Genomic DNA, 19381 nt, shown 5'->3' with positions numbered 1-19381 from the left:
CCCAGCAGCCGCGAGGCCAGCCGCATGCGACGGTCGATCTCCTGGGCCTGCCATTTGGCGAGATGGTCGGCGAAGTCGTTGCGCACCCGGCGCGTGAAGATCTCGCCCGGCAGCGGCGGCGTTCCAGGCGCTCATCTGCAGGCCCGCCCGGATCTTCTCCATCAATGGCGTGCACGCTCTTATCTGTCCCGCCGCAATCCGGGGCAAAAGGTGCACGAGGGCTGTTGCTTCAGCACGAAGTCCGGCACCTCGCGCCGGGCCGCCAGTTCGGCCTCGGCGGCATCTTCACCGATCACATACAGCGCGTGCAGCGAGATCGCCACTCCGCCGAATTCCAGCGTTTGCGCGCCCACCGGCGACCGGACGCTGATTGGCATCGAGCTTCACACCTTCTGCGAGCAGACAGCGCAGCCAGAGAAGCCTATTGCGAAGGGCGCTCTGAAAGCCCGGCGGAAGTCTCGAAACTGCACCCGCTTGACGAGCGCGAACGAGTTGAGCGGGCGTGTCTTCGGCGGGCTTGAATACCACGGTTGCAGCCGGCCGCTCACCGGCGCGGGGGATGCCGAAACTCGAACGGCAACTTCAAGCTGAAACCCTAGACCACCAGGGGCGTCAAGGCGCCGTCCATCGTGATCAGCGCGCCCGTCACGTAGCTGGCACAGTCCGATGCGAGGAAGACGGCCGTGTTGGCAATCTCATGCGGATGCGCGTAGCGGCCCAGCGGGATCCGAGCCTCGTTGGCCTTCAGCAGTTCTTCCTCGGGCTTGCCGGTCAGGCGCGACTCCGTCTCGAGCGAGTTCTTCACGCGGTCGGTGTAAGTCGCGCCCGGATTGATGGCGTTGACGCGGATGCCGTGACTGCCCCATGCATTCGCCAAGCCCGCGGACACCAGCATCAACGCCGCGTTGGCCGCCCCGCCCGGCAGGTGCATCGCGCTCGCGACCTTGCCCCCCGTTCCGATGATATTGACGACCGAGCCTGCACGCCGCGCGACCATCGACTTCAGCGCCGCGTCCATCGCGTGCACATAGCTGAAGTATTTGGCGTCCATCGCTGTCCGCCAGGCCTGCGCGTTCAGTTCCGCCGGCATGACGCGCTTTGCGCCGCCGGCCGAGTTGATCAGCACGTCGATCGGGCCGAGCGCCTCTTCCACCTGCGCGACTGCCGCGAAGGCGCTGTGCGGGTCGATGAAGTCCGCCGCGACGCAAAGTACGTCGTAGCCGTCCCTGGCCAGTTCGGCGGCAGCGGCGCGCAGGTTCTCCTCGCTCCGCGAAGCGATCGCCACGCGCGCGCCTTCGGCCGCAAAGGCCCTCGCGCACGCCAGGCCGATGCCTTTGCTCCCGCCCGTTACCAGGACCACCTTGTCTTGCAGATTCAGATCCATCTCGATTCTCCTCATCAAACTTGCCCCACCGGCACCGCGCCGCGGCGCCCTTCATTCCGCCTTGATGTTCGCGTCTTTGACCACGCGGGCCCAGCGCACCAGATCGGCATCGATGGCAGCGGCCATTTCCGCCGGCGTGCTCGAACGAACCTCGATGCCTTGCCTGGCAAGCACCGCCTTGACGTCCGGCATGGCGAGGACGCGCACAAGGTCGGCATTCGCCTTGCGGATCACATCGGCAGGCGTGCCCGCCGGCGCCACGAATCCCGACCAGATGTCGACGGAGAACCCAGGCAGGGCCTCGCCCACTGTCGGCACCTGCAGCAGCGACGCATAGCGCTTGGCGTCGGTACCGGCAAGCAGCCGCAGGTGCCCGGACTCGATGTGCGGCAGCAACGTGTTCGCCTGGCCAATGAACACATCCACGCGCCCCGCGAGCAGGTCGGGCAGCGCGGCCTGTGCGCCTTTGTAAGGGACGTGCTGGATCGAGGTTCCGCTCATGCTCTTGAGAAGCTCCATCGAGAAATTCTGCGGCGAGCCCGGTCCGCCGGAGGCATAGGTGAGTTGTCCCGGTCGCGCCTTCGCGAGCGTCAGCAGCTCCTTGACGTTCCGGGCCGGCACTGCCGGATGGACCACGAGCAGGTTCTCCACCGAGATCGCAAGACCAATGGGGGCGAAGTCCTTGACCGGGTCATACGGTACCGCGCCGAGCAACGGCGCGAAGACCAGCACGCTGTTCGGGGCCACCAGCCAGGTGTAGCCGTCGGCGGGCGCGCGCGCCACGGCCTTGGCCGCAATCGCTCCGCCGGCGCCCGGCTGGTTTTCCACGATCACTGCCTGTCCCCAGAGTTGCTGGAGCTTCTGCGCCACGGTACGGGCGAGCACGTCCGGACTGCCGCCGGGCGTGAACGGCACGACGATCTTGAGAGGCTTGTTCGGATAGGGCTGCGCAACGGCAAGCCCCGGGATAAGGCTCGACAAAGCAAGCGCCACGAAAGCGTAGACGCGCAATGAGCACATAGTCTGTCTCCGGTGGGGTTCTGAGCGTACGGCGCGCATCCGGCCCATCAGGCCCCGGGTGCGCGCAGCACCTCCGGGTTGTGAACAGCGATCGGTTCACCGGCCTTGAAGGCCAGGACCTGCCGAAAGGCGTTCCCGTAGGCGGTCTCGTGGTTGTCGATCTCGACGTAGCCGATGTGCGGGGTACACACTGCGTTGGGAAGCGAGAGCAGCGGATCGGCGGCGCCGAAGACGGGCTCGTGGTCCAGCACGTCGACGGCCGCCATCCCGGGCCTGCCTGCCTTCAATGCGGCCACCAGCGCGCCAGGGGCAATCAGTTCCGCGCGGCTCGTATTGACCAGCAGCGAAGTGGGTTTCATGAGCGCCAAGTCGTCGGCCGAAACGCTCCCGCGCGTACCGTCGCTGAGTCGCAAGTGCAGCGAGATCACGTCGCAGCGCCGGAAGAAGTCGGCGCGGTCCCTCGCCATCGGGAGCCCGTCGCTCACGGCCGCGCTGCGGCTGCCTTCGCGCCCCCACACGAGCACCGGCATCTCGAAAGCCTTGGCGTAACCCGCGATCACTTTGCCGATCCGGCCATAGCCGAGGATGCCCAGCGTGCGGCCCCGCAGCCCTCTTCCTATCGTGCTCTGCCACCGTCCCTGTTTCAGCGCTTCGACTTCAAACGGAATGTGGCGCAGGGCAGCAATCATCAAGCCCCACGTCAGCTCGGCTGCCGCGTAGGAAGGGCGCGAGGTCAAGGTCGCGCTGACAAGCACGCCATGGCGCGTGCAGGCCGGGAGGTCGATGTGCGGAACGTGGCCGTTCTGACTGATCACCTTGAGCTTCGGCAGGCGTTGCAGCAGCGCGTCGTCGACCGGCGTTCTCTCGCGCAGCAGCACGATCGCTTCCGCGTCCTTGAGCCGATCGGCGAGGACATCGAGGTCGCACACGTAGTCGGTGTAGATAGTGACCGCCTCGTCTGCTATCAGGCTGAAGCAGTCGAGCTTGCGAACGACGTCTGCGTAGTCGTCGAGGATGGCGATGTTCATGGAGTGGCTGCCTCAGGCGTTCGTCGGCAGGTCCGCGACAGGGGTGCCTTCGTCGATGAGCCGGCATTTGCGATCCTCGGCGGCAGCCTTCTTCAGCGCGAGTTCCAGCACTTGGCGCGCTCTGGCTCGAGGGATGAAGCAGACACCGGTGTCGTCGGCGAGTACGACATCTCCCGGCGAAACGCGAATGCCGCCGATGTTCACATCGCCGTTGATCTCCACTGTCTCGATGCGCCATTTGCCGGTCAGCGGCGTCACTTCGGTGGCCCACACCGGGTAGCCGACGCTTCGCGAGTGCGACACGTCCCGGATGCCGCCACTGACGATCGCGCCAGCCTCGCCCTGGCGCTTGCCAGTCTGCGCCGAGATGCCGCCCATGTTCGAGACGCCTGCCACGCCGTCGATCACGATGACATCGCCTGACTCGGCGAGGTTGTGCGCCTCGAACTCGGCCATCCTGTTGACTTTTGCGCGGGCGGCTTCATACGGGTGCTCGCGCAACGCGATGTTGCGCACGGTCAATGCGGGGCCGACGACGCACGCGCCTGCCATCGTGGGCGCGAACCGGCTGGCGGGCAGCACACCCGTGATGCCGAGCTCGTCCATGATGTCCGACAGGATGCCGCTTGCGTCGCCGAGCGACCGGAAGCCGGCGATCAGATCCGGGTCGGGCCTCGGCAGCTCCGTCATGCGGATGCGCTCGGGCGCGATCTTTCCAGTGAACTTTCTTTCTGCCATTGCGTGTCCTGTAGGTTGTGTTCGGCTCTTGATTCGCAGCCGCGCGGCTCGGCCGGTGCGACGCCGAGTCTTCGCGTGTTCGGCGTCCTTCGTATTTCCTGTACGCATCTTTGCGCGCATCGGCGCAAGCGTCCAATTTAGAATTCGCCGGTATCGTCATCATTTCAGTGAATAACGTGCGGCTGGACCTCAATCTGGTTTCCATCCTGGAAGCCGTCATGCTCGAGCGCAACGTGACACGCGCGGCGGCCAGTCTCGCCATGAGCCAGCCCGCCGTCAGCAACGCGCTTCGCCGCGCCCGCCGGCTGACCAACGACGAATTGTTCATCAAGGTACCCGACGGCGTGCGGCCGACGGCGCGGATGATGGCGATGTGGCCCGAGATCCATCGGTCGCTTGCGGTCTTGCGCGCCTCGATCGCGCCGCAGCAGTTCGATCCTCGCGCGGACGCTACCACCTTCCGGATCGCCGTGACTGACAGCCTCGCGTCTCAGGCGGTCTCCGGCATCACGCTGCGGCTGAATGAAGCCTCACCCTTCGGACGTGTCGCGTTCTCCCACCACACGAATGCCAGTTCGATCGAGGCGATCGAACGCGGCACGCTGGACTGCGCGGTCGGGATGTTTCCGGCGCTGCCCCACAGCGTCAACGTGCATGCGCTTCGCGCGGACCACTACGTCTGCGTCATTCGGCGGGGGCACGAACTCGCTCGCGCGATGTCCTTGGATGCATTTGCCGATGCGCGGCATGTGCTCGTTTCGCCGTCGGGCCGGGACATGGGCATCGTCGACAGCTGGCTCAGTCTGCATGGCCGCAGCCGCAGCGTGGTCGCAGTCGTCAACCGCTTCGCCGACGCGCTGCGGATCGTCGCCGACAGTGACCTGCTGGTCTGCGTCCCCAGCGACGTTCTGCAGGGTCCCGCTCGCAAGCTCATGGTCAAGAACCAGCTCGTGGCACATGAGCTGCCGTTCGAGGTAGAGAAGCTGCTGTACAAGTTGATCTGGCACGAGCGGCTGCACGTGCACCCGGCCCATCAATGGTTTCGCTCGCTCGTGGCGGAGGTTTGTGGCGCAACGGTGCGCGACGAGAGCGGTGCCGCCGGCTGGGTGAGGGGCTCTCGATAGTTCGTCATCGGGCGGGCCCGACCCCGGCGCACGAAGCGTGGGGCGTGGCTGGCGCTCGATGGCACGGGGTCATAGGATGGAGCCGGGCACTGTTGATGAGGTCGGCCCTTCCTTGTTGCGGCAAGCCCGTTCAATAGTTGGAATCACGGTTCGCAGAACGGTGCGATGCGCACACCGGCTTCCAGCAGGGCCTCGCGCAAGTGCTTCGCGATGGATACCGCACCCGGGCTGTCGCCGTGCACGCAAATGGAATCGGCTTCGACGACGACGGTGTCGCCATCGATCGTGTCGATCACCCCTTCGCGAACCCAACGCAGCATCCGTTCCGCGATGTGCCCGGGATCTCTCAGCACTGCGCCTTCGCGGCTGCGCGGAACCAGCGAGCCATCGCTCATGTAGCCGCGATCCGCGAATGCCTCTTGCGTTACGCTGAAGCCAGCGTCGCGCGCCCAGTCGACGAGAGGCGAGCCCGCGAGCACCACCAGTTTCAGGCTGGCATCCAGCGCGAGAAGGGCTTCGATGACGTCCTGCGCCTGCCGGTGATCGTGGGCGATCGTGTTGTACAACGCACCATGCGGTTTCACGTATTGCACGCGCGTGCCCGCGACCTTGGCCAGCGCCGACAGTGCGCCGACCTGGTAGGTGACGTCGGCACGCAGGTCCGGGCTGGCGATCTGCATCTCGCGCCGGCCGAAGCCGGCAAGGTCCGGATACGACACGTGCGCGCCGACACGCACATCGGCGGTCGCCGCGCAGCGCAGCGTCGCACAGGACAAGCAGGGCATTCCTGTGCATGCCGCCACGTTCTTGGAGGCTTCCGGATTGACGCTGGGCCCGGTCACCTCGCTCGACCCTTGCGAGGCTTATATATTGACCAGGACGAATCCGAATGCCAACGCGATCTCGGATGCGTCCTCGCATATTGAATGCATCTATCGCACCCGGGCCCGATGCAGCAGTTGCACGTCCTTTACCAGTCGTCGGTTGTCGATCAAACGGGCGCGGCGGGGGCGCTGCCGTAGCGCTCCCACCAGCGCTGCTCATCTGCCCACACCTGCGGAAATCCCATCAGCTCGTGCGGTGAAATCTCCGAGGAGATGAAGTCCGAGGGTTCGTCGTTCGCAAGCTTTGCGAGCGAGCGCTCCATGCTGCCGATCGACGGGAACGCCATGACGCCGGGGAGGATCGCAGCGACCGCCCGCATCTGCTCCACCGTGGTGGGCGCGTCCATGAGACGATGTCGGCACCGGCCTCGCGGTAGGCATGTAAGCGGGCCATGGCGCGCTCGAAGCCTTCCGAAGCTGGGCATCTCCTGGTCCTCGATGTGCAATGCCGAGGCGCCGGCGGTTCGTAGGTGCGAACGGTGCGCGGCCGCCATGTAGCCGGACATGTACATCGCCCTGAACGGCGAGCGCTCCGCCATGCGGGCGGAGATGCCGTCGTACACGCCGGGCGCGACGACCATTCCTTCGGAAATGCCACGGTCGCCTACATCAGGAACAAGAACGGCGCCAATCTCACCGTGGGCGGCCCGGCGTTTGTCACCGGTGCGTTCACTCCGACGCGTTCGATCGGCTACGACTTCGGCATCGGCCACGCCTTCTGAGCGCTGCGCGGCGGCAAAGCCGTCAGTAGAGATTGACCAGGGAGGCCTTCAGGAATCCGCCGTCGACCACGATGTCCTGCCCGTTGATGTACGTGGACGCGTCGCTCGCCAGGAAGCACACGGCATCCGCGATGTCCGCGGGGCGGCCGATGCGCCGCGCGGGGATCTTGGACATGCGGCTCTGCAACTTGGCCTCATCGCGGTAGTGCACTTCCGACAACGGCGTGCGGATCATGCCGGGGCTGATGGCGTTCGCGCGGATGCCGCGCGGCCCCCATTCCACCGCCATCTGGTGGGTCAAGGCCCGCATGGCGGCTTTGGTCGGCCCGTATGCGCCGACCCGCGTCGCCACCTGCGCGGCGATCGACGCCACATTGATGATGCTGCCCGCTTGCTGGTCGAACATCATCGGCACCAGTGCCTGCGCGCACAGCAAGGCGCCGCGCAGATTCACGTGGAAGATGCGGTCCCACAACTCGATCGGGAATGCCTCGAGGCCCATTGGCGATGAAGTGATGGCTGCGTTGTTCACCAGCACATCGCAACGACCGAAACGCGTGCGCACCCGATCTGCCATCGCGATGATCGATGCGGGGTCTGCAATGTCGCAGTGCACCGCCAGCATGCCATCGGCCTCGGTGGGGGCCGCCGGATAGCTGATGTCGACCTGCACCACCTGCGCGCCCATCGACTGGAGATGCTGGCAGATGGCGAGGCCGAGGCCACCGGAGGCGCCGGTGACCACGGCCGCCTTGCCCTGTAGCGCGTTGCGATCGAATGTGGTGGAAGAGGGCATGGGTTGCAGAGTGAAAGTGTGGAAAGGTCAGTGCGTCTGCACCGGCACCAGGCTGTGCGTCGCCGCATTGAAATGCACCACCGGATTCGAGGAGGAACACGCCGTCTTGCGGATCTTGCCCACGATGAGATCATGCGTGCCCAACGGATGCGTGCACACGATGTCGCACTCCATGCTGGCGAGCGCATCGGTCAGCACGGGGACCTGGTGATCACCTTCTGCCCAGCTGCCAGTGGCGAAGCGGGCGGGACCTTGGGGCGCACTCAGAAAGGTGGAGATCACGTCGCGATGCTCTTCGCCCAGCACGTTGGCTGCAAAGCGGCCGCTCTCCAGCAACTTCGCGCGGATGGAGGAGTTCTGGTGCGCAAAGAAGCCCACCATCGGCGGATCTGCCGAGATCGACGTCAGGCTGGAGACGATCATGCCCACCACCTCGTCGCCGCTGCCGCAGGTCACGGCGCTGATGCCGGCGGGCAGCGCGCGCATGGCGGACTTGAAGTCGGACTCCGACACCACTTCGTCGGCTTCGCGGAACGTCAGATGCGCACGCACCCGACCCTGATCGTCCAGCCAGCCCTTGCTGGCGGCGTAGCCGATCATCGCGTTGAAGTCGGCTTCCCATTCGGCGGCTCCGGCATGGTTCGACAGGAAGCGCAGCACGGATGGCGACAGCCGCACATGGCCTGCGCCGTCACGGCTGCCTATGCGGGCGATCGCCTGCTCCAGCCGCGCCGGCGATTGCGGATCGACCAGCACATCGAGTCGGTCGAAGACCGAGGACTCACACAAGGTGATGGCTCCGGCATTGGTGAGGTGCACACGCATAGCGATCCTTTCTGCCTGTCGATCCGCGCTTCAGGCGGACACTGCGTTCATCGATTCGACTTCCTTGCGAATCGCCGGGATGATCCTTTCGCCCCACAGCTCGATCTGGCGCAGCATGGTGGGCTGGTCGCAATCGCCCAGCTGCGTTTGCAATGCGATGTGCTTGGGGCGCAGGATGCTGATTTCTTCCAGCATCCTGTCGATGACCTGATTGACCGAGCCCACCGGCAGGTTCTTGCGCAGTTGCTCGAACGTAGGGTCCGTGGCCGATGGCACTTCCTTGACCATGTAGCCATCGTCGGACTGCGCACGGCGGAACTTGAGACTCTCCGAGATGCGGCGCTGAAAGCGCGCGTTGTCCAGGTAAGCATCGATCTCGGACTGCTTGTCCGACGCGAATGCGCAGCGCAGAAAGCCGAACTTCACGTCGTCATCGAGATCCGCGCCGTTGTCCTGCGCCACCTTCTCCAGGCGCTCGCGCAAGGCCACGATCGCTTCCGTGCCGTTGAGCAGCGCCGTCACGAACAGGTTGTGGCCTTCGCGAACGCCCCGCCCCAGGGTGACGGGATTGCCCGAGGTGATCCAGAGCGGCGGCATCGGATCCTGCACGGGACGCACGGCGATGGAGCTGGGCGGCAGCTGGAGGTATTTGCCGTCGTATTCAACGATCTTCTGGGTCAAGCCCTTGGGCAGGAGGTCCAGAAACTCGTTGTAGATTGCGCCCGAGTCTTCGATCTTCACGCCGAAGCGCTGAAACTCGAACTCCTGGTAGCCTGAGCCGATGCCGAGCTCCAGGCGGCCATTGGACACCGTGTCCACAAAGCCCACCTCGGCCAGGAAGCGTGCGGGGTGATACAGCGGAAGAATGCATACGGCAGAACCCAGACGAATGCGCCGGGTCTTGGCCGCCATGTGCGCAATCATCATCAGCGGCGAAGGCGAGAGCGAGTAGTTGTTGAAGTGATGCTCTGCATACCAGGCCGTGTTGAAGCCTGCCTGCTCCGCCGCCACCGTCTGCTCGATCGAGTTCTGGATGACTTGCTGCGAAGTCTGGTGATAGCCCCGCTGCTGGGCCAGGATGAATACGCCGAATTCCATGTTGTTCCACCTCGAAGGAGTGATGCGATGAAGGGAATTCTCTCGTTGGACCCGGCGATCCGGAATATAGAAGGAGCGTGATTCAGTACTGCAAAAAAGTGCGGGATGCACCGCGCCATCCCGGCGATCGGCTGTCGCCTATTTGTCTTTCAGATCGGTCGTCTTCGCCAGGCTCTGCCAGATGGCGGCATCTTTCTTGATGGACGCTGCGAACTCCTTGGCGGTGCGGCTCGGCGGCACGATCATGTTCTGCGCTTCGATCTTCTGCCGTATCTCATCGGTCTTCTGGAAGCGGTTGATCTCGCCGTTGAGCCGATCGATGATTTCAACAGGCGTTCCCGAAGGAGCAAACACGCCGTACCAGCCATCGGCCTCGAACTTGTAGCCTTGTTCCGAAAGGGTCGGCAGCTCTTTCGTCGCAGGCCAGCGTTGCGAGCCTGTCTGGCCCAGCCCCACCAGTCGGCCGGTGTGCATGTGCGGAATGGGGGATTGGATGTCCGTGAAGCCCACGCTGATGTTGTTGGCGATCAGGTCGGTCACTTCGGAGACGAGCGTCTTGTAGGGCACATGAGGCATGTCGAGGCCGTAGCGCGCCTTGATGCCTTCCATGGCCAGGTGGCCGGACGAACCGGTGCCCCATGAGCCGTACGCGAGCTTGCCGGGATGGGCCTTGGCGTAGGCCACCATGTCCGCCAGATTTTTGAAGCCGGTGCTCGGATTGGCGATCAGCAAGATACCTGCGGCGCCCACCTGTGTGATGGGCGTCAGATCCTTGTCCGTGTCGTAAGGGAGCTTCGGGTGAATCATCGGATTGAGGAGGATGGACGACGACGGTGCAAACAGCAGGGTGTAGCCGTCGCCCGCAGCCTTGGCCACCGTGTCGCACGCAATCAGGCCATTGGCACCCGGCTTGTCGTCCACCACCACCGGCTGTTTCAGCGCTTGCGACAAGGGCACGGCGATCAAACGGGCAAAGATATCGCCCCCCGCGCCCGATGAACCGGCAACCACCAGACGGATGGGGCGCGAAGGCCAGTTGCCCGTGCTGGCAAGGGCCTTGACGCCGGTGCCCAACAGCAGGCTGCCGAGCAATAGGGTGCGTCGTTGGATGGGTGTGTGGGTCATGCTTGTCTCCTGCATCGGCTGCGCGAAAAATTGTGGGGGTGGAGAAAGACCAGGGGCCGGCTGGTCGGCACCGCTTGCTTCGGTGCGCTTTTCAGGGATGACGACAAGAGCGCCATCGCGCCCGTGCCGCCTGGATTCAGGTTCTTTACGCGGCCAGCGCGTGGGCCATTGGCTGGTTGCGTCCCAGCTCTTTCTGGATGGCGGGAATGATTTTTTCACCCCAGAGCTCGATCTGCCTGAGCATGGTCTTCTGATCGAAGTCGCCCAACTGGGTCTGCAATGCGATGTGCTTGGGGCGCAGGATGCTGATCTCTTCCAGCATCTTGTCGATGACTTCGTTGACCGAGCCCACCGGAAGATTCTTGCGCAACTGTTCGATCGTGGGGTCCGTCTCGGACGGCACTTCCTTGATCATGTAGCCGTCGTCGGATTGCGAGCGGCGGAATTTCAGGCTCTCGGAAATGCGTCGCTGAAAGCGCGCGCAATCCAGATAGGCATCGATCTCGGCGTTGTTGTCGGAGGCATAGGCGCAGCGCAGGAAGCCGAACTTCACGTCACGGTCCAGATCCTTGCCGTTGTCGCTGGCCACTTTCACCAGGCGTTCACGCAGGCCCTGAATGGCCTCTCTGCCATTGAGCAGTGCGGTCACGAAGAGGTTGTAGTTCTCTCGCACGCCGCGGCCCAGCGTGACCGGATTGCCCGATGTGATCCACACCGGTGGCATGGGGCTTTGTACGCAGCGCACCGCAATGGAACTGGGAGGCATCTTGAGGAACTGGCCTTCGTACTCGAAGATCTTCTGGGTGAGGCCCTTGGGAAGGATGTCCAGGAACTCGTTGTAGATCGCGCCCGAGTTGGCAATCTTCACGCCGAAACGCTCGAACTCGAACTCCTGATAGCCCGAGCCCACTCCCAGGTCCAGCCGGCCGTTGGAGACGGTGTCCACGAAACCTACCTCCGCCAGGAAACGCGCGGGCTGGTAGAGTGGCAGGATGCAGACGGCAGTGCCCAGACGTATGCGCTGCGTCCTGGCCGCCATGTGGGCCACCATCATCAGCGGAGACGGAGAGAGCGAGTAGTTGTTGAAGTGGTGCTCGGCATACCAGGCGTTATGAAATCCCGCCTGCTCCGCCGCGACGGTTTGCTGGATGGAGTTGTGGATGACCTGCTGCGAAGTCTGGTGGTAGCCCCGCTGCTGGGCCAGAATGAATACTCCGAATTCCATGTCTTGTCTCCGCAAAAATGACGCCCCCAAGGGCTGTCAAATTCTAGAGAGGCGAACTGAATTGGTTACGGCAAAAACTGCAGATCTGAACTGCGAAAACCGGAGGATTCATGGATAGATTGCGCGCCATGGAGTTGTTTCTGTCGATCTCCCAGACCCGGAATTTTTCCGAGACGGCGCGTCGCTTCGGCATATCCGCCACGGGGGTCTCGCGCATGATCACCGACATCGAAGACGAGTTGAAGGTCAAGCTTCTGCTGCGCTCCACGCGCCAGGTCGCGCTGACCGAGTCGGGGCAGGAGTATGCGCGTCAACTGGAGGGCATCCTCTGGCGCATCAACGAACTGCAAGGCAACATCACCGCCATCAGCAGCGCACCGCAGGGCTTGCTGCGCGTGCACTCGCGCATGATGTTCGGCCTGGGCGTGTTGCCACCCCTGATCGCCGCATTCCGCAAACTCTATCCCGAGATTCACATTGAACTCACTTTGGCCGAGGCGCCTGTGGACCTGCGGCGCAGCCAGATCGATATCGACTTTCGCATCTCGCCACCCGTGGAGGCCGGCGTGAAGCGCCGCATGCTTTTCCAGAGTGACCGTCATCTCGTTGCAGCGCCCGCGTACCTGGCCAGCAAACCCGGTCTGCAGGCGCCCGAAAGCATCCTCGTGCATGAATGCCTGGCCTATCAGTTGCCCGGCGATGAATACACGTGGCTGTTCAAGCAAGAGGCGCAGATCAGCGAAATCGCCTTCAAGCCCCGCCATGTGAGCAACAGCGGCATTGCGCTGCTGGAACTCGCCCGTCTGGGTGAGGGCCTGGCGCTGCTGGATGACTACACCGTGCACAACGACATCCGTCAGGGCCGGCTTGTCAGGGTGTTGAGCGACTATCGCATCACCAACAAGGGCTTTGACGAGGGCATGTACGCCACCATTCTGGACACGCCCATCATCCCCGCCAAGATCCGCTTGTTTCTGGATTTTGTGGGTGAGCGCGTGGCCGGACCCGAGTTGCGGTTTGCTGCCCATGGCAAAGCCGCCGGACTCGATGCCCCGCCGGCGTCATAACCCGGCGCGGCCTATACGGGCATGCGGCACACGGGGCGAGCAGCCCCCCGAAAGCCCGAGCCGGTCAGCTTGAGCACCGCACCATCCAAAGGGCCGGATGCGCTCAGGCGACCGCTGTCGCTGATCGTCGTGACGAACAGATCGGCCATCTCCGGCCCGCCAAAGCACAAGGCACTCGGATGGGCCACCGGCAGGTCGATCTTGTGGGTGAGCCGACCCTGCATGTCGAAGCGGGCCAGCGCGCCCGTGCGCACCAGCGCGGTCCACAACCCGCCTTCATCGTCGAAACAGCAGCCGTCCGGCCCGGAGTCCTGGTCATCGGTCCGGACGAACACCTGCTTGTCGGCCAGCGTTGCGTCTGCTGCGATCTCGTAGGAATAGATGACCCTCGCGGCGCTGTCGGCGACGTGCAGACGCCCGCTGACCGGATTCACGCAGGGGCCGTTGGTGATGCCCAGTCCATCGTCGAGCTTGTGCAGATGCAGGCGGGTGTCCAGCCGGTACAGGCCGCCCAGCGGGGCCTCGCCGGGCTCACGAAACACATGCATGGTGCCGACCACGAAGCTGCCGTCGGCGAGGGATATGCCGTCGTTCAGTCGCAGGTGGGGGTGGCTGGCTTCGATCCGTGCCAGCGTGCGCAGTTGCCCATTGCGCAGGTTCAGCGCCGCGATCTCCTCCTTCAGCGACAGCACGATGCAGTCGCCGTCGTCGCCGTTGAACGCGAAGGAGCCCAGGGGCGGAGGAACTTCATGGCGTGCCGTCACTGCACCGGTGCCCGGGTTCAGCGCAAGGATCAGGCCCAGGCGGCAGTCCATCAGCCACAGTTGCTGCCCGTGCCACACCGGGCACTCGCCCAATGCCGTCTTCAAGTCGCCGAGGCGCTGGATTTCCATTTTCTCGATCGCCAATCTGCCAATTGAAGCATCATTAATTCAAGATAGTCTGATGGAATCAGTCCGCTCCAATGGATCGGATTCCGACGCATGGTAGCAACCCGGTGTCCGCCCATTCGCCGGCGAATGCTTCATTTTCTGCAGAACTCTCTCTCGAATTGATCGGAAATCAATTCGAATGCCACTTCTACAATCGATCGAGCATATCGACACTGAGACAAACCAGCGCAAGCTTGCTCCGCCTCCGGAGCCACCACAGCACTTCCTGCGAGCAGCGGGCTGTTTGTCGAGCCAGTGCCTTTTTCTGATCTGTGCCGCAGCAAGCTGGCTTCTTATAGAGGTGGTGTATGAGCGATGAATGGGTTCGTCTGGAAGTCTCCGACGGAGTGGGGCTGGTCACCATGGATCGCAAGCCGGTCAATGCACTGAACCGGGACATGCGCCGCCAGATGGTGGCCACGTTCGACGCCATCTCCGAGCGCGAGGACATCCGCTGTGCTGTCTTGACCGGCTCCGGCAGCGTGTTCTGCGCGGGCGCCGACCTGAAGGATCGTCCCAGCACCGAGATCGCCGGCGACTTTCTCGAGCACAACCGCATCACCCGCGAAACCGGCAACGCCATCCGCGAATGTGCCAAGCCCGTGATTGCCGCCATCAATGGCGCCGCGCTGGGCGCCGGCTTCGGTCTGGCCGCGGCCTGCGACATCCTGTATGCCTCCGAGAACACCACCGTGGGCATGCCCGAGATCAACGTCGGCCTCGCGGGCGGCGCTTCCATGCTCAAGACCTTGTTCGGCCGCTCCACCTTGCGCCGCATGTTCTTTACCGGCCAGCGCCTGACCGCGCACGACCTGCTCAAGCGCAATGTGATCGAGGATGTGCTGTCTGAAAAGGATCTGCTGCCCGTGACGATGGCGCTCGCCCGTGAGATCGCCGCCAAGGCGCCGCTGGCCATCGCCTATGCCAAGCGTGCCGCCAACATGGTGGATGTGATGCCGCAGCGCGATGCCTATCGCTTCGAGCAGGAGTTCACCGTGGCCCTGTCCAGGACCGAGGACGCCCGCGAAGCCCGCATGGCCTTCCTCGAGAAGCGCGCGCCGGTTTTCAAAGGGCGTTGAGCACATGCTGACCCAGGCTCAAGCAGCCCCGGGCGCCGGGCTGGACGCATTCTTCAAGGCCGATGGCGTGGCGGTCATCGGCGCCTCCGACGACATCACCAAGATCGGCGGCCGCCCCGTCCAGTTGCTGCGCAAGTACGGCTATGCCGGCGCCATTTATCCCGTCAACCCCAAGGGCGGCACCATCCAGGGGCTGCAGGCCTACGCCTCGATCCTGGATACGCCCACGGCGCCGGAGATGGCGATCCTGGCGGTGCCCGTGGAAGCCACGCTGCAGGCCGTTCGCGACTGTGCCAGCCGCGGTGTGCGCGGCGTGATCGTGCTGTCGGCCGGCTTTGCCGAGGCCGGCCCCGAGGGCGCGGCCCTGCAGGCCGAGCTGGTTCGCGTGGTGCGCAACCATGGCATGCGGCTGCTGGGCCCGAACTGTCTGGGCACCGTCAATGTGGTGGACAAGCTGGTGGGCTCGTTCTCCATCGCGCTGGAACAAAGCCTGCCGCCTGCCGGGCAGGTGGGCATCGTCTCGCAGTCGGGCAACATCGGCAGCTTCACGATGCGGAACATGGCCGCGCGCGGTCTGGGTGTGAGTCGCTTCATTGCCACCGGCAATGAAGCCGATGTGGACGTGGCCGACGGCATTGCCGCACTGGCGCAGGACCCCGACACCCGCATCATCCTGTGCTGCATGGAAACCTGCCGCCATGCCGGCCGATTGATCGAGGCGCTGGACATGGCGCGCCAGCAGCAAAAGCCGGTGATCGTTCTCAAGATCGGCGCTACCGAGCAAGGCCAGGCCGCAGCGGCCTCGCACACCGGCGCGTTGATGGGTTCCGACGCGGTGTTCGACGCCGTCTTTCGCCGCTATGGCGTGCTGCGCGTGCGCTCGTTCGAAGAGCTGCTCGACGTGGGCCATGCCGCTGCGCTGCTGCGCGCAGAGCGTCTGCCCACCACCGACGCCGTGACGCTGGTGGCGGCTTCCGGCGGGTTCGGCATCATGATGGCGGATGCGATGGTGCAGGCCGGCATGACGCTGCCGCAGCTCGCTGACGCGACCCAGGCACTGATCCGCGAGGCCGTGCCGACCGCCGGCACCCACAACCCCGTGGATGCGTCGGCCCAGATGTCGGCGCGGCCCGACATTCTGCTGAAGATGCTGACGGCACTGCAGGACGATTCCAACGGCAGCACGCTCGTGCTGCTGCTGGCCCTGTCGCTGTACAACCCGCGCCTGCGCGGCGTGTACCTGGAGGCGCTGTCCAGGATCCGCGCCAGCCACCCCGACCGTCTGCTGGTCATCATCAGCCAGGGCCCGGCCGATGCGGTGGCCGAGATCAATGCGCTGGGCATTCCGGTGTTCCCCACCATTCCAGCGGCAGCCAGTGGACTGGCAGGTCTGGTCAGGCTCGGCCAGCTCACCACCTTGCCCACGGCCGCTGCCTATGGCGGCCCGGTGGACAGCGTGGATGCCGCCGTGTTCCGCAACGAGTTCCATGCCAAGAAGGCGCTGGCGGCTGCCGGCATCAGCGTGCCGCGCGAGGAGGTGGTGACTTCGGCCGACGATGCCGTGCGCAGCGCCCGGGCCACGGGCTACCCGGTGGTCCTCAAGATCGCGTCGGAAGACATCGCCCACAAGACCGAGATCGGCGGTGTGGCGCTGGACCTGCAAGACGACGATGCCGTGCGGCAGGCGTACGACCGTCTCATGGCCAATGCCCGCAAGCATGCGCCGCAGGCGCGCCTGGACGGCGTGCTGGTGGCCCCGATGGTCCGCGGCGGCGTGGAGCTGATCGCGGGTGTCTCGCGCGACCCCGTGTTCGGTCCGGTGGTCATGGTCGGGCTGGGCGGCATCCATGCCGAGATCCTCAAGGATGTCGCGGTGCAGGTGGCGCCCGTCTCCGAAGAGGAAGCCCTGCGGATGATCCGCAGCCTCCGGATGTTTGCGCTGCTGGACGGCGCCCGCGGTCAGGCCAGGGCGGACGTGGCCGCGGCCGCCCGCACCGTGGCAAGACTCTCGGAGTTCGCGTGCCGCCATGCCGCCGATGTGGCCGAGATCGACATGAACCCCATTCTGGTCAGGCCCGAAGGCGAGGGCGTCCTCGTTCTGGACGCGCTGATGGTGCCGACCTCCGGCCATCGCCCTGCACATTGAAGGCTCTCATGCACATGGAAAAGAACCCGGCCATTCCGGATGCCGCTGCAGGCCCGGCCGTCTATCGCCAGTACGCGCGCCAATGGCTTCGCGCCCATCTGCCCGAGCACATGCGTGCGGACAGCGTCGACTACCGCACGCCCACGCTGGATGAGTGCCGCGACTGGGAGGCGTCCATGTACGACGCGGGCCTGGCGGGCATGACATGGCCCAAGGCCTATGGCGGCCTGGGCCTGACTCTGCGAGAGCATCTGGTCGTCAACAAGGAAGTGGGCGCGCTGGCCATGCCCGAGAGCGTGAGCTCGATCGGCAAGGAATTGGTGGGCCCCATCATCCAGACCGTGGGCACGGAAGAACAGAAGCAGTTGTTCCTGCCGCGCATCCTTTCCATGCGCGACTACTGGTGCCAGGGATTTTCCGAGCCCGACGCGGGCTCCGACCTCGCGCGCCTGCGTACCAAGGCCGTGCAGGAGGGCGGCACGTGGCGCATCAACGGCCAGAAGATCTGGACCAGCGGTGCGGCCAAGGCGCGTTACTGCCTGCTGCTGACCCGCACCGGCACGGTGGCAGACAAGCACCGGGGTCTGCTGATGTTTGCCGTGCCCATGGACACGCCCGGCATCCGGGTGGTGCCCATCAAGTCGATCGACGGCAAGGACTCGTTTGCCGAAGTCTTTTTCGACAATGTGGTGGTGCCCGACAGCGCGCGCCTCGGCGCACCGGACGAGGGATGGAATGCGGCGATCCGCGTGCTGTCCATCGAACGCGCGACCAACCGCATGTACCGTGCATGGCGCTTCGAATGCGAGCTGCGTCAGCTCATCGCCGCGTGCAAGTCCGACCCACAGCTGGTCAAGCTGCTGGACGACGGCTACTACCAGCGCCGCATCGGCGACGTGGTGGGCGAGATCGACGCCCTCAAGGGCCTGGTCGAGCGCACGGTGAGCCTGATGATGGCGGGCGAGAAGATCGGCGCCCGCGGCTCGCTGACCAAGCTCCATTGGTCCGAGTGCCATCAGGCCTTCATGGGGCTGGCGCTGTCCATCGTGTCGCATGTGAACCCGCGTTCCAGTGCGCTGGCACAACGCGCCCGAAAGGCCTTCACCACGGCCTACCTCTACGCCCGCGCCGAGACCATCTACGCCGGTACCACCGAAGTGCAGCTGGACATCATTGCGCAACGCATCATGAACTTGCCGAAGGACCTCTGAGATGAGCACGCCGGACAACGATCTCAAGCCCGAAGAGTTTGCCAAGGCTGCCGCCGAGGCGATCACGGATGCGCAGACCCGCAACTTCCGTGACGCCGCCGGGGTTCTGGCCAACGCCGGCCTGTGCGGTGTGTGCGCGCGCGAAGACGCCGGCGGTCTGGCACTGGGCATCGAGTTCGCCGTGCCCATCGTGGCCGAAGCGGGCAGGCTGCGGCTGCAATGGCCGCTGCTCGAAACCATTCTGATCGCCAAGGCGCTGGGCGATTCGCCTCTGGCAGCAGAACTGGTCGGCGGCGAGCGCGTGGCCACCTGGGCGCTGCAAGGCAACCTGCAGGACAAGCTGGCGGGTCACGCCCGCCACGCCGGGCACTGCGACTGGGTGCTGGTCGCGGACGGCCGGGGCGGCGCTGCCCTGCTGGACCTGGGCTCGGTCGAGATCCAGAACGACGAAGCGCTGGACCCGGAGCATCCTCAGTCGTGGCTGATGCTGGACGGCGCCAAGGTGCTGGCCGCGCTGGATGCCGCCACGTTCGCGGCATTGCAGCGCGACAGCGGCATCCTGATTGCCAGCCTCGTCAACGGTGCCGCCGAAGGCGCCTTGACCACCACGGCCGAGTACATGTCGACCCGCGTGCAGTTCGGCCGTCCGCTGTCGGCCAAACAAGCCGTGCGCCACCTGCTGGCGCGCATGCGCCTGTTGCAGGAAGCCTCCAACGCGGGCATCCAGCGCGTGCTTCGCACCGATGAAGACGACAGGGTGCGCGATACGCGGCCGGTGCTGGCCAATGCCCTGGCCAGCGCGGCGTTCGTGCTGGAGAAATCCATCCACCTGCATGGCGGCATGGGCTTCACCTGGGAGGTGCCCCTGCACTACGCCTTGCGCGAAGTGCGCAAGTTCGATGCCGCATGGGGCTCGGGCGCGCTCGCCCGGCAAGTCGGCCGGGACTTCATCCAGTCCGTGTGAACCAAGGAATACG

19 protein-coding genes and 1 pseudogene are annotated in these 19381 nt (G+C 64.9%); 7 read left to right on the top strand and 13 right to left on the bottom strand.

Translation table 11 applies throughout. The features are described from left to right. Window positions 1-179: 179 nt before the first annotated feature. The 5 genes from E5P2_RS23880 to E5P2_RS23860 form a co-directional block, all read right to left on the bottom strand. Window positions 180-377 carry a hypothetical protein gene (locus tag E5P2_RS23880; protein ID WP_162569612.1) on the bottom strand — a complete coding sequence of 66 codons (198 nt, stop codon included), beginning with the start codon at window positions 375-377 and terminating at the stop codon, window positions 180-182. Window positions 378-595: 218 nt separating this feature from the next. Next, the gene (locus E5P2_RS23875; protein WP_162569611.1) at window positions 596-1384 is read right to left on the bottom strand and encodes an SDR family NAD(P)-dependent oxidoreductase; all 789 of its coding nucleotides are present in this window, start codon (window positions 1382-1384) and stop codon (window positions 596-598) included. A 51-nt stretch (window positions 1385-1435) separates the two neighbouring features. Beyond that, entirely contained in the window at window positions 1436-2395 is a 960-nt protein-coding gene (locus E5P2_RS23870; protein ID WP_232080815.1) for a Bug family tripartite tricarboxylate transporter substrate binding protein, read from the bottom strand. 56 nt (window positions 2396-2451) lie between these two features. Next, window positions 2452-3432: a D-2-hydroxyacid dehydrogenase family protein gene (locus E5P2_RS23865; RefSeq protein ID WP_162569610.1), complete on the bottom strand. Its 981-nt coding sequence runs from the start codon at window positions 3430-3432 to the stop codon at window positions 2452-2454. A 12-nt stretch (window positions 3433-3444) separates the two neighbouring features. After that, window positions 3445-4170 (bottom strand): RraA family protein, encoded by a 726-nt coding sequence (locus E5P2_RS23860; RefSeq protein WP_162569609.1) that lies wholly within the window; start codon window positions 4168-4170, stop codon window positions 3445-3447. A 110-nt stretch (window positions 4171-4280) separates the two neighbouring features. Between E5P2_RS23860 and E5P2_RS23855 the strand changes: the two genes are divergently transcribed. After that, window positions 4281-5294 (top strand): LysR family transcriptional regulator, encoded by a 1014-nt coding sequence (locus tag E5P2_RS23855; protein WP_232080814.1) that lies wholly within the window; start codon window positions 4281-4283, stop codon window positions 5292-5294. 143 nt (window positions 5295-5437) lie between these two features. On the opposite strand, the gene E5P2_RS23850 is transcribed toward E5P2_RS23855, so the two are convergent. Together E5P2_RS23850 and E5P2_RS23845 are read right to left on the bottom strand one after the other, a co-directional pair. After that, window positions 5438-6079, bottom strand: a complete 642-nt coding sequence (locus tag E5P2_RS23850) for a LamB/YcsF family protein (RefSeq protein WP_162570631.1) — start codon at window positions 6077-6079, stop codon at window positions 5438-5440. 206 nt (window positions 6080-6285) lie between these two features. After that, a complete protein-coding gene (locus E5P2_RS23845; protein ID WP_162569608.1) occupies window positions 6286-6525 on the bottom strand; it encodes a hypothetical protein in 240 nt (79 codons plus the stop codon). A 246-nt stretch (window positions 6526-6771) separates the two neighbouring features. Here E5P2_RS23845 and E5P2_RS23840 point away from each other — a divergent pair. Beyond that, window positions 6772-6900: pseudogene (locus E5P2_RS23840) on the top strand (porin); the annotation flags it as partial. Window positions 6901-6922: 22 nt separating this feature from the next. Here the strand turns inward: E5P2_RS23840 and E5P2_RS23835 are convergent. The 5 genes from E5P2_RS23835 to E5P2_RS23815 form a co-directional block, all read right to left on the bottom strand. Next, window positions 6923-7696 carry an SDR family NAD(P)-dependent oxidoreductase gene (locus tag E5P2_RS23835; protein WP_162569607.1) on the bottom strand — a complete coding sequence of 258 codons (774 nt, stop codon included), beginning with the start codon at window positions 7694-7696 and terminating at the stop codon, window positions 6923-6925. Between the two features lie 27 nt (window positions 7697-7723). Then, window positions 7724-8452, bottom strand: coding sequence for a flavin reductase family protein (locus E5P2_RS23830; RefSeq protein ID WP_232080813.1), 729 nt, complete (start codon window positions 8450-8452; stop codon window positions 7724-7726). A 99-nt stretch (window positions 8453-8551) separates the two neighbouring features. Further along, complete coding sequence (locus E5P2_RS23825; protein WP_162569605.1) at window positions 8552-9619, bottom strand: LLM class flavin-dependent oxidoreductase; 1068 nt, start codon at window positions 9617-9619, stop codon at window positions 8552-8554. Between the two features lie 138 nt (window positions 9620-9757). Beyond that, window positions 9758-10744 carry a Bug family tripartite tricarboxylate transporter substrate binding protein gene (locus E5P2_RS23820; protein ID WP_162569604.1) on the bottom strand — a complete coding sequence of 329 codons (987 nt, stop codon included), beginning with the start codon at window positions 10742-10744 and terminating at the stop codon, window positions 9758-9760. A 145-nt stretch (window positions 10745-10889) separates the two neighbouring features. Beyond that, the gene (locus E5P2_RS23815; RefSeq protein ID WP_162569603.1) at window positions 10890-11969 is read right to left on the bottom strand and encodes an LLM class flavin-dependent oxidoreductase; all 1080 of its coding nucleotides are present in this window, start codon (window positions 11967-11969) and stop codon (window positions 10890-10892) included. Between the two features lie 110 nt (window positions 11970-12079). Here E5P2_RS23815 and E5P2_RS23810 point away from each other — a divergent pair, with 110 nt between their 5' ends. Continuing rightward, entirely contained in the window at window positions 12080-13036 is a 957-nt protein-coding gene (locus tag E5P2_RS23810; protein ID WP_162569602.1) for a LysR family transcriptional regulator, read from the top strand. Between the two features lie 11 nt (window positions 13037-13047). On the opposite strand, the gene E5P2_RS23805 is transcribed toward E5P2_RS23810, so the two are convergent. Further along, window positions 13048-13929 (bottom strand): SMP-30/gluconolactonase/LRE family protein, encoded by an 882-nt coding sequence (locus tag E5P2_RS23805; protein WP_162570630.1) that lies wholly within the window; start codon window positions 13927-13929, stop codon window positions 13048-13050. Window positions 13930-14276: 347 nt separating this feature from the next. Between E5P2_RS23805 and E5P2_RS23800 the strand changes: the two genes are divergently transcribed. Genes E5P2_RS23800 through E5P2_RS23785 form a run of 4 tightly spaced genes read left to right on the top strand, consistent with a single transcriptional unit; the run spans window position 14277 to window position 19368 of the window. Further along, the gene (locus E5P2_RS23800; RefSeq protein ID WP_162569601.1) at window positions 14277-15047 is read left to right on the top strand and encodes an enoyl-CoA hydratase/isomerase family protein; all 771 of its coding nucleotides are present in this window, start codon (window positions 14277-14279) and stop codon (window positions 15045-15047) included. 4 nt (window positions 15048-15051) lie between these two features. Continuing rightward, on the top strand, window positions 15052-17193 hold the full coding sequence (locus E5P2_RS23795) for an acetate--CoA ligase family protein (RefSeq protein WP_162569600.1): 2142 nt from the start codon (window positions 15052-15054) through the stop codon (window positions 17191-17193). 14 nt (window positions 17194-17207) lie between these two features. Next, complete coding sequence (locus E5P2_RS23790) at window positions 17208-18404, top strand: acyl-CoA dehydrogenase family protein (RefSeq protein ID WP_232080812.1); 1197 nt, start codon at window positions 17208-17210, stop codon at window positions 18402-18404. Window position 18405: 1 nt separating this feature from the next. Continuing rightward, window positions 18406-19368 (top strand): acyl-CoA dehydrogenase family protein, encoded by a 963-nt coding sequence (locus tag E5P2_RS23785; protein ID WP_162569598.1) that lies wholly within the window; start codon window positions 18406-18408, stop codon window positions 19366-19368. Window positions 19369-19381: the final 13 nt, after the last annotated feature.

This window comes from Variovorax sp. SRS16 (assembly GCF_901827165.1).
Taxonomy (GTDB): Bacteria; Pseudomonadota; Gammaproteobacteria; order Burkholderiales; family Burkholderiaceae_C; genus Variovorax.
The sequence above is the reverse complement of the archived record's forward strand: the minus strand, read 5'-3'. Positions and strand labels throughout refer to the sequence as shown.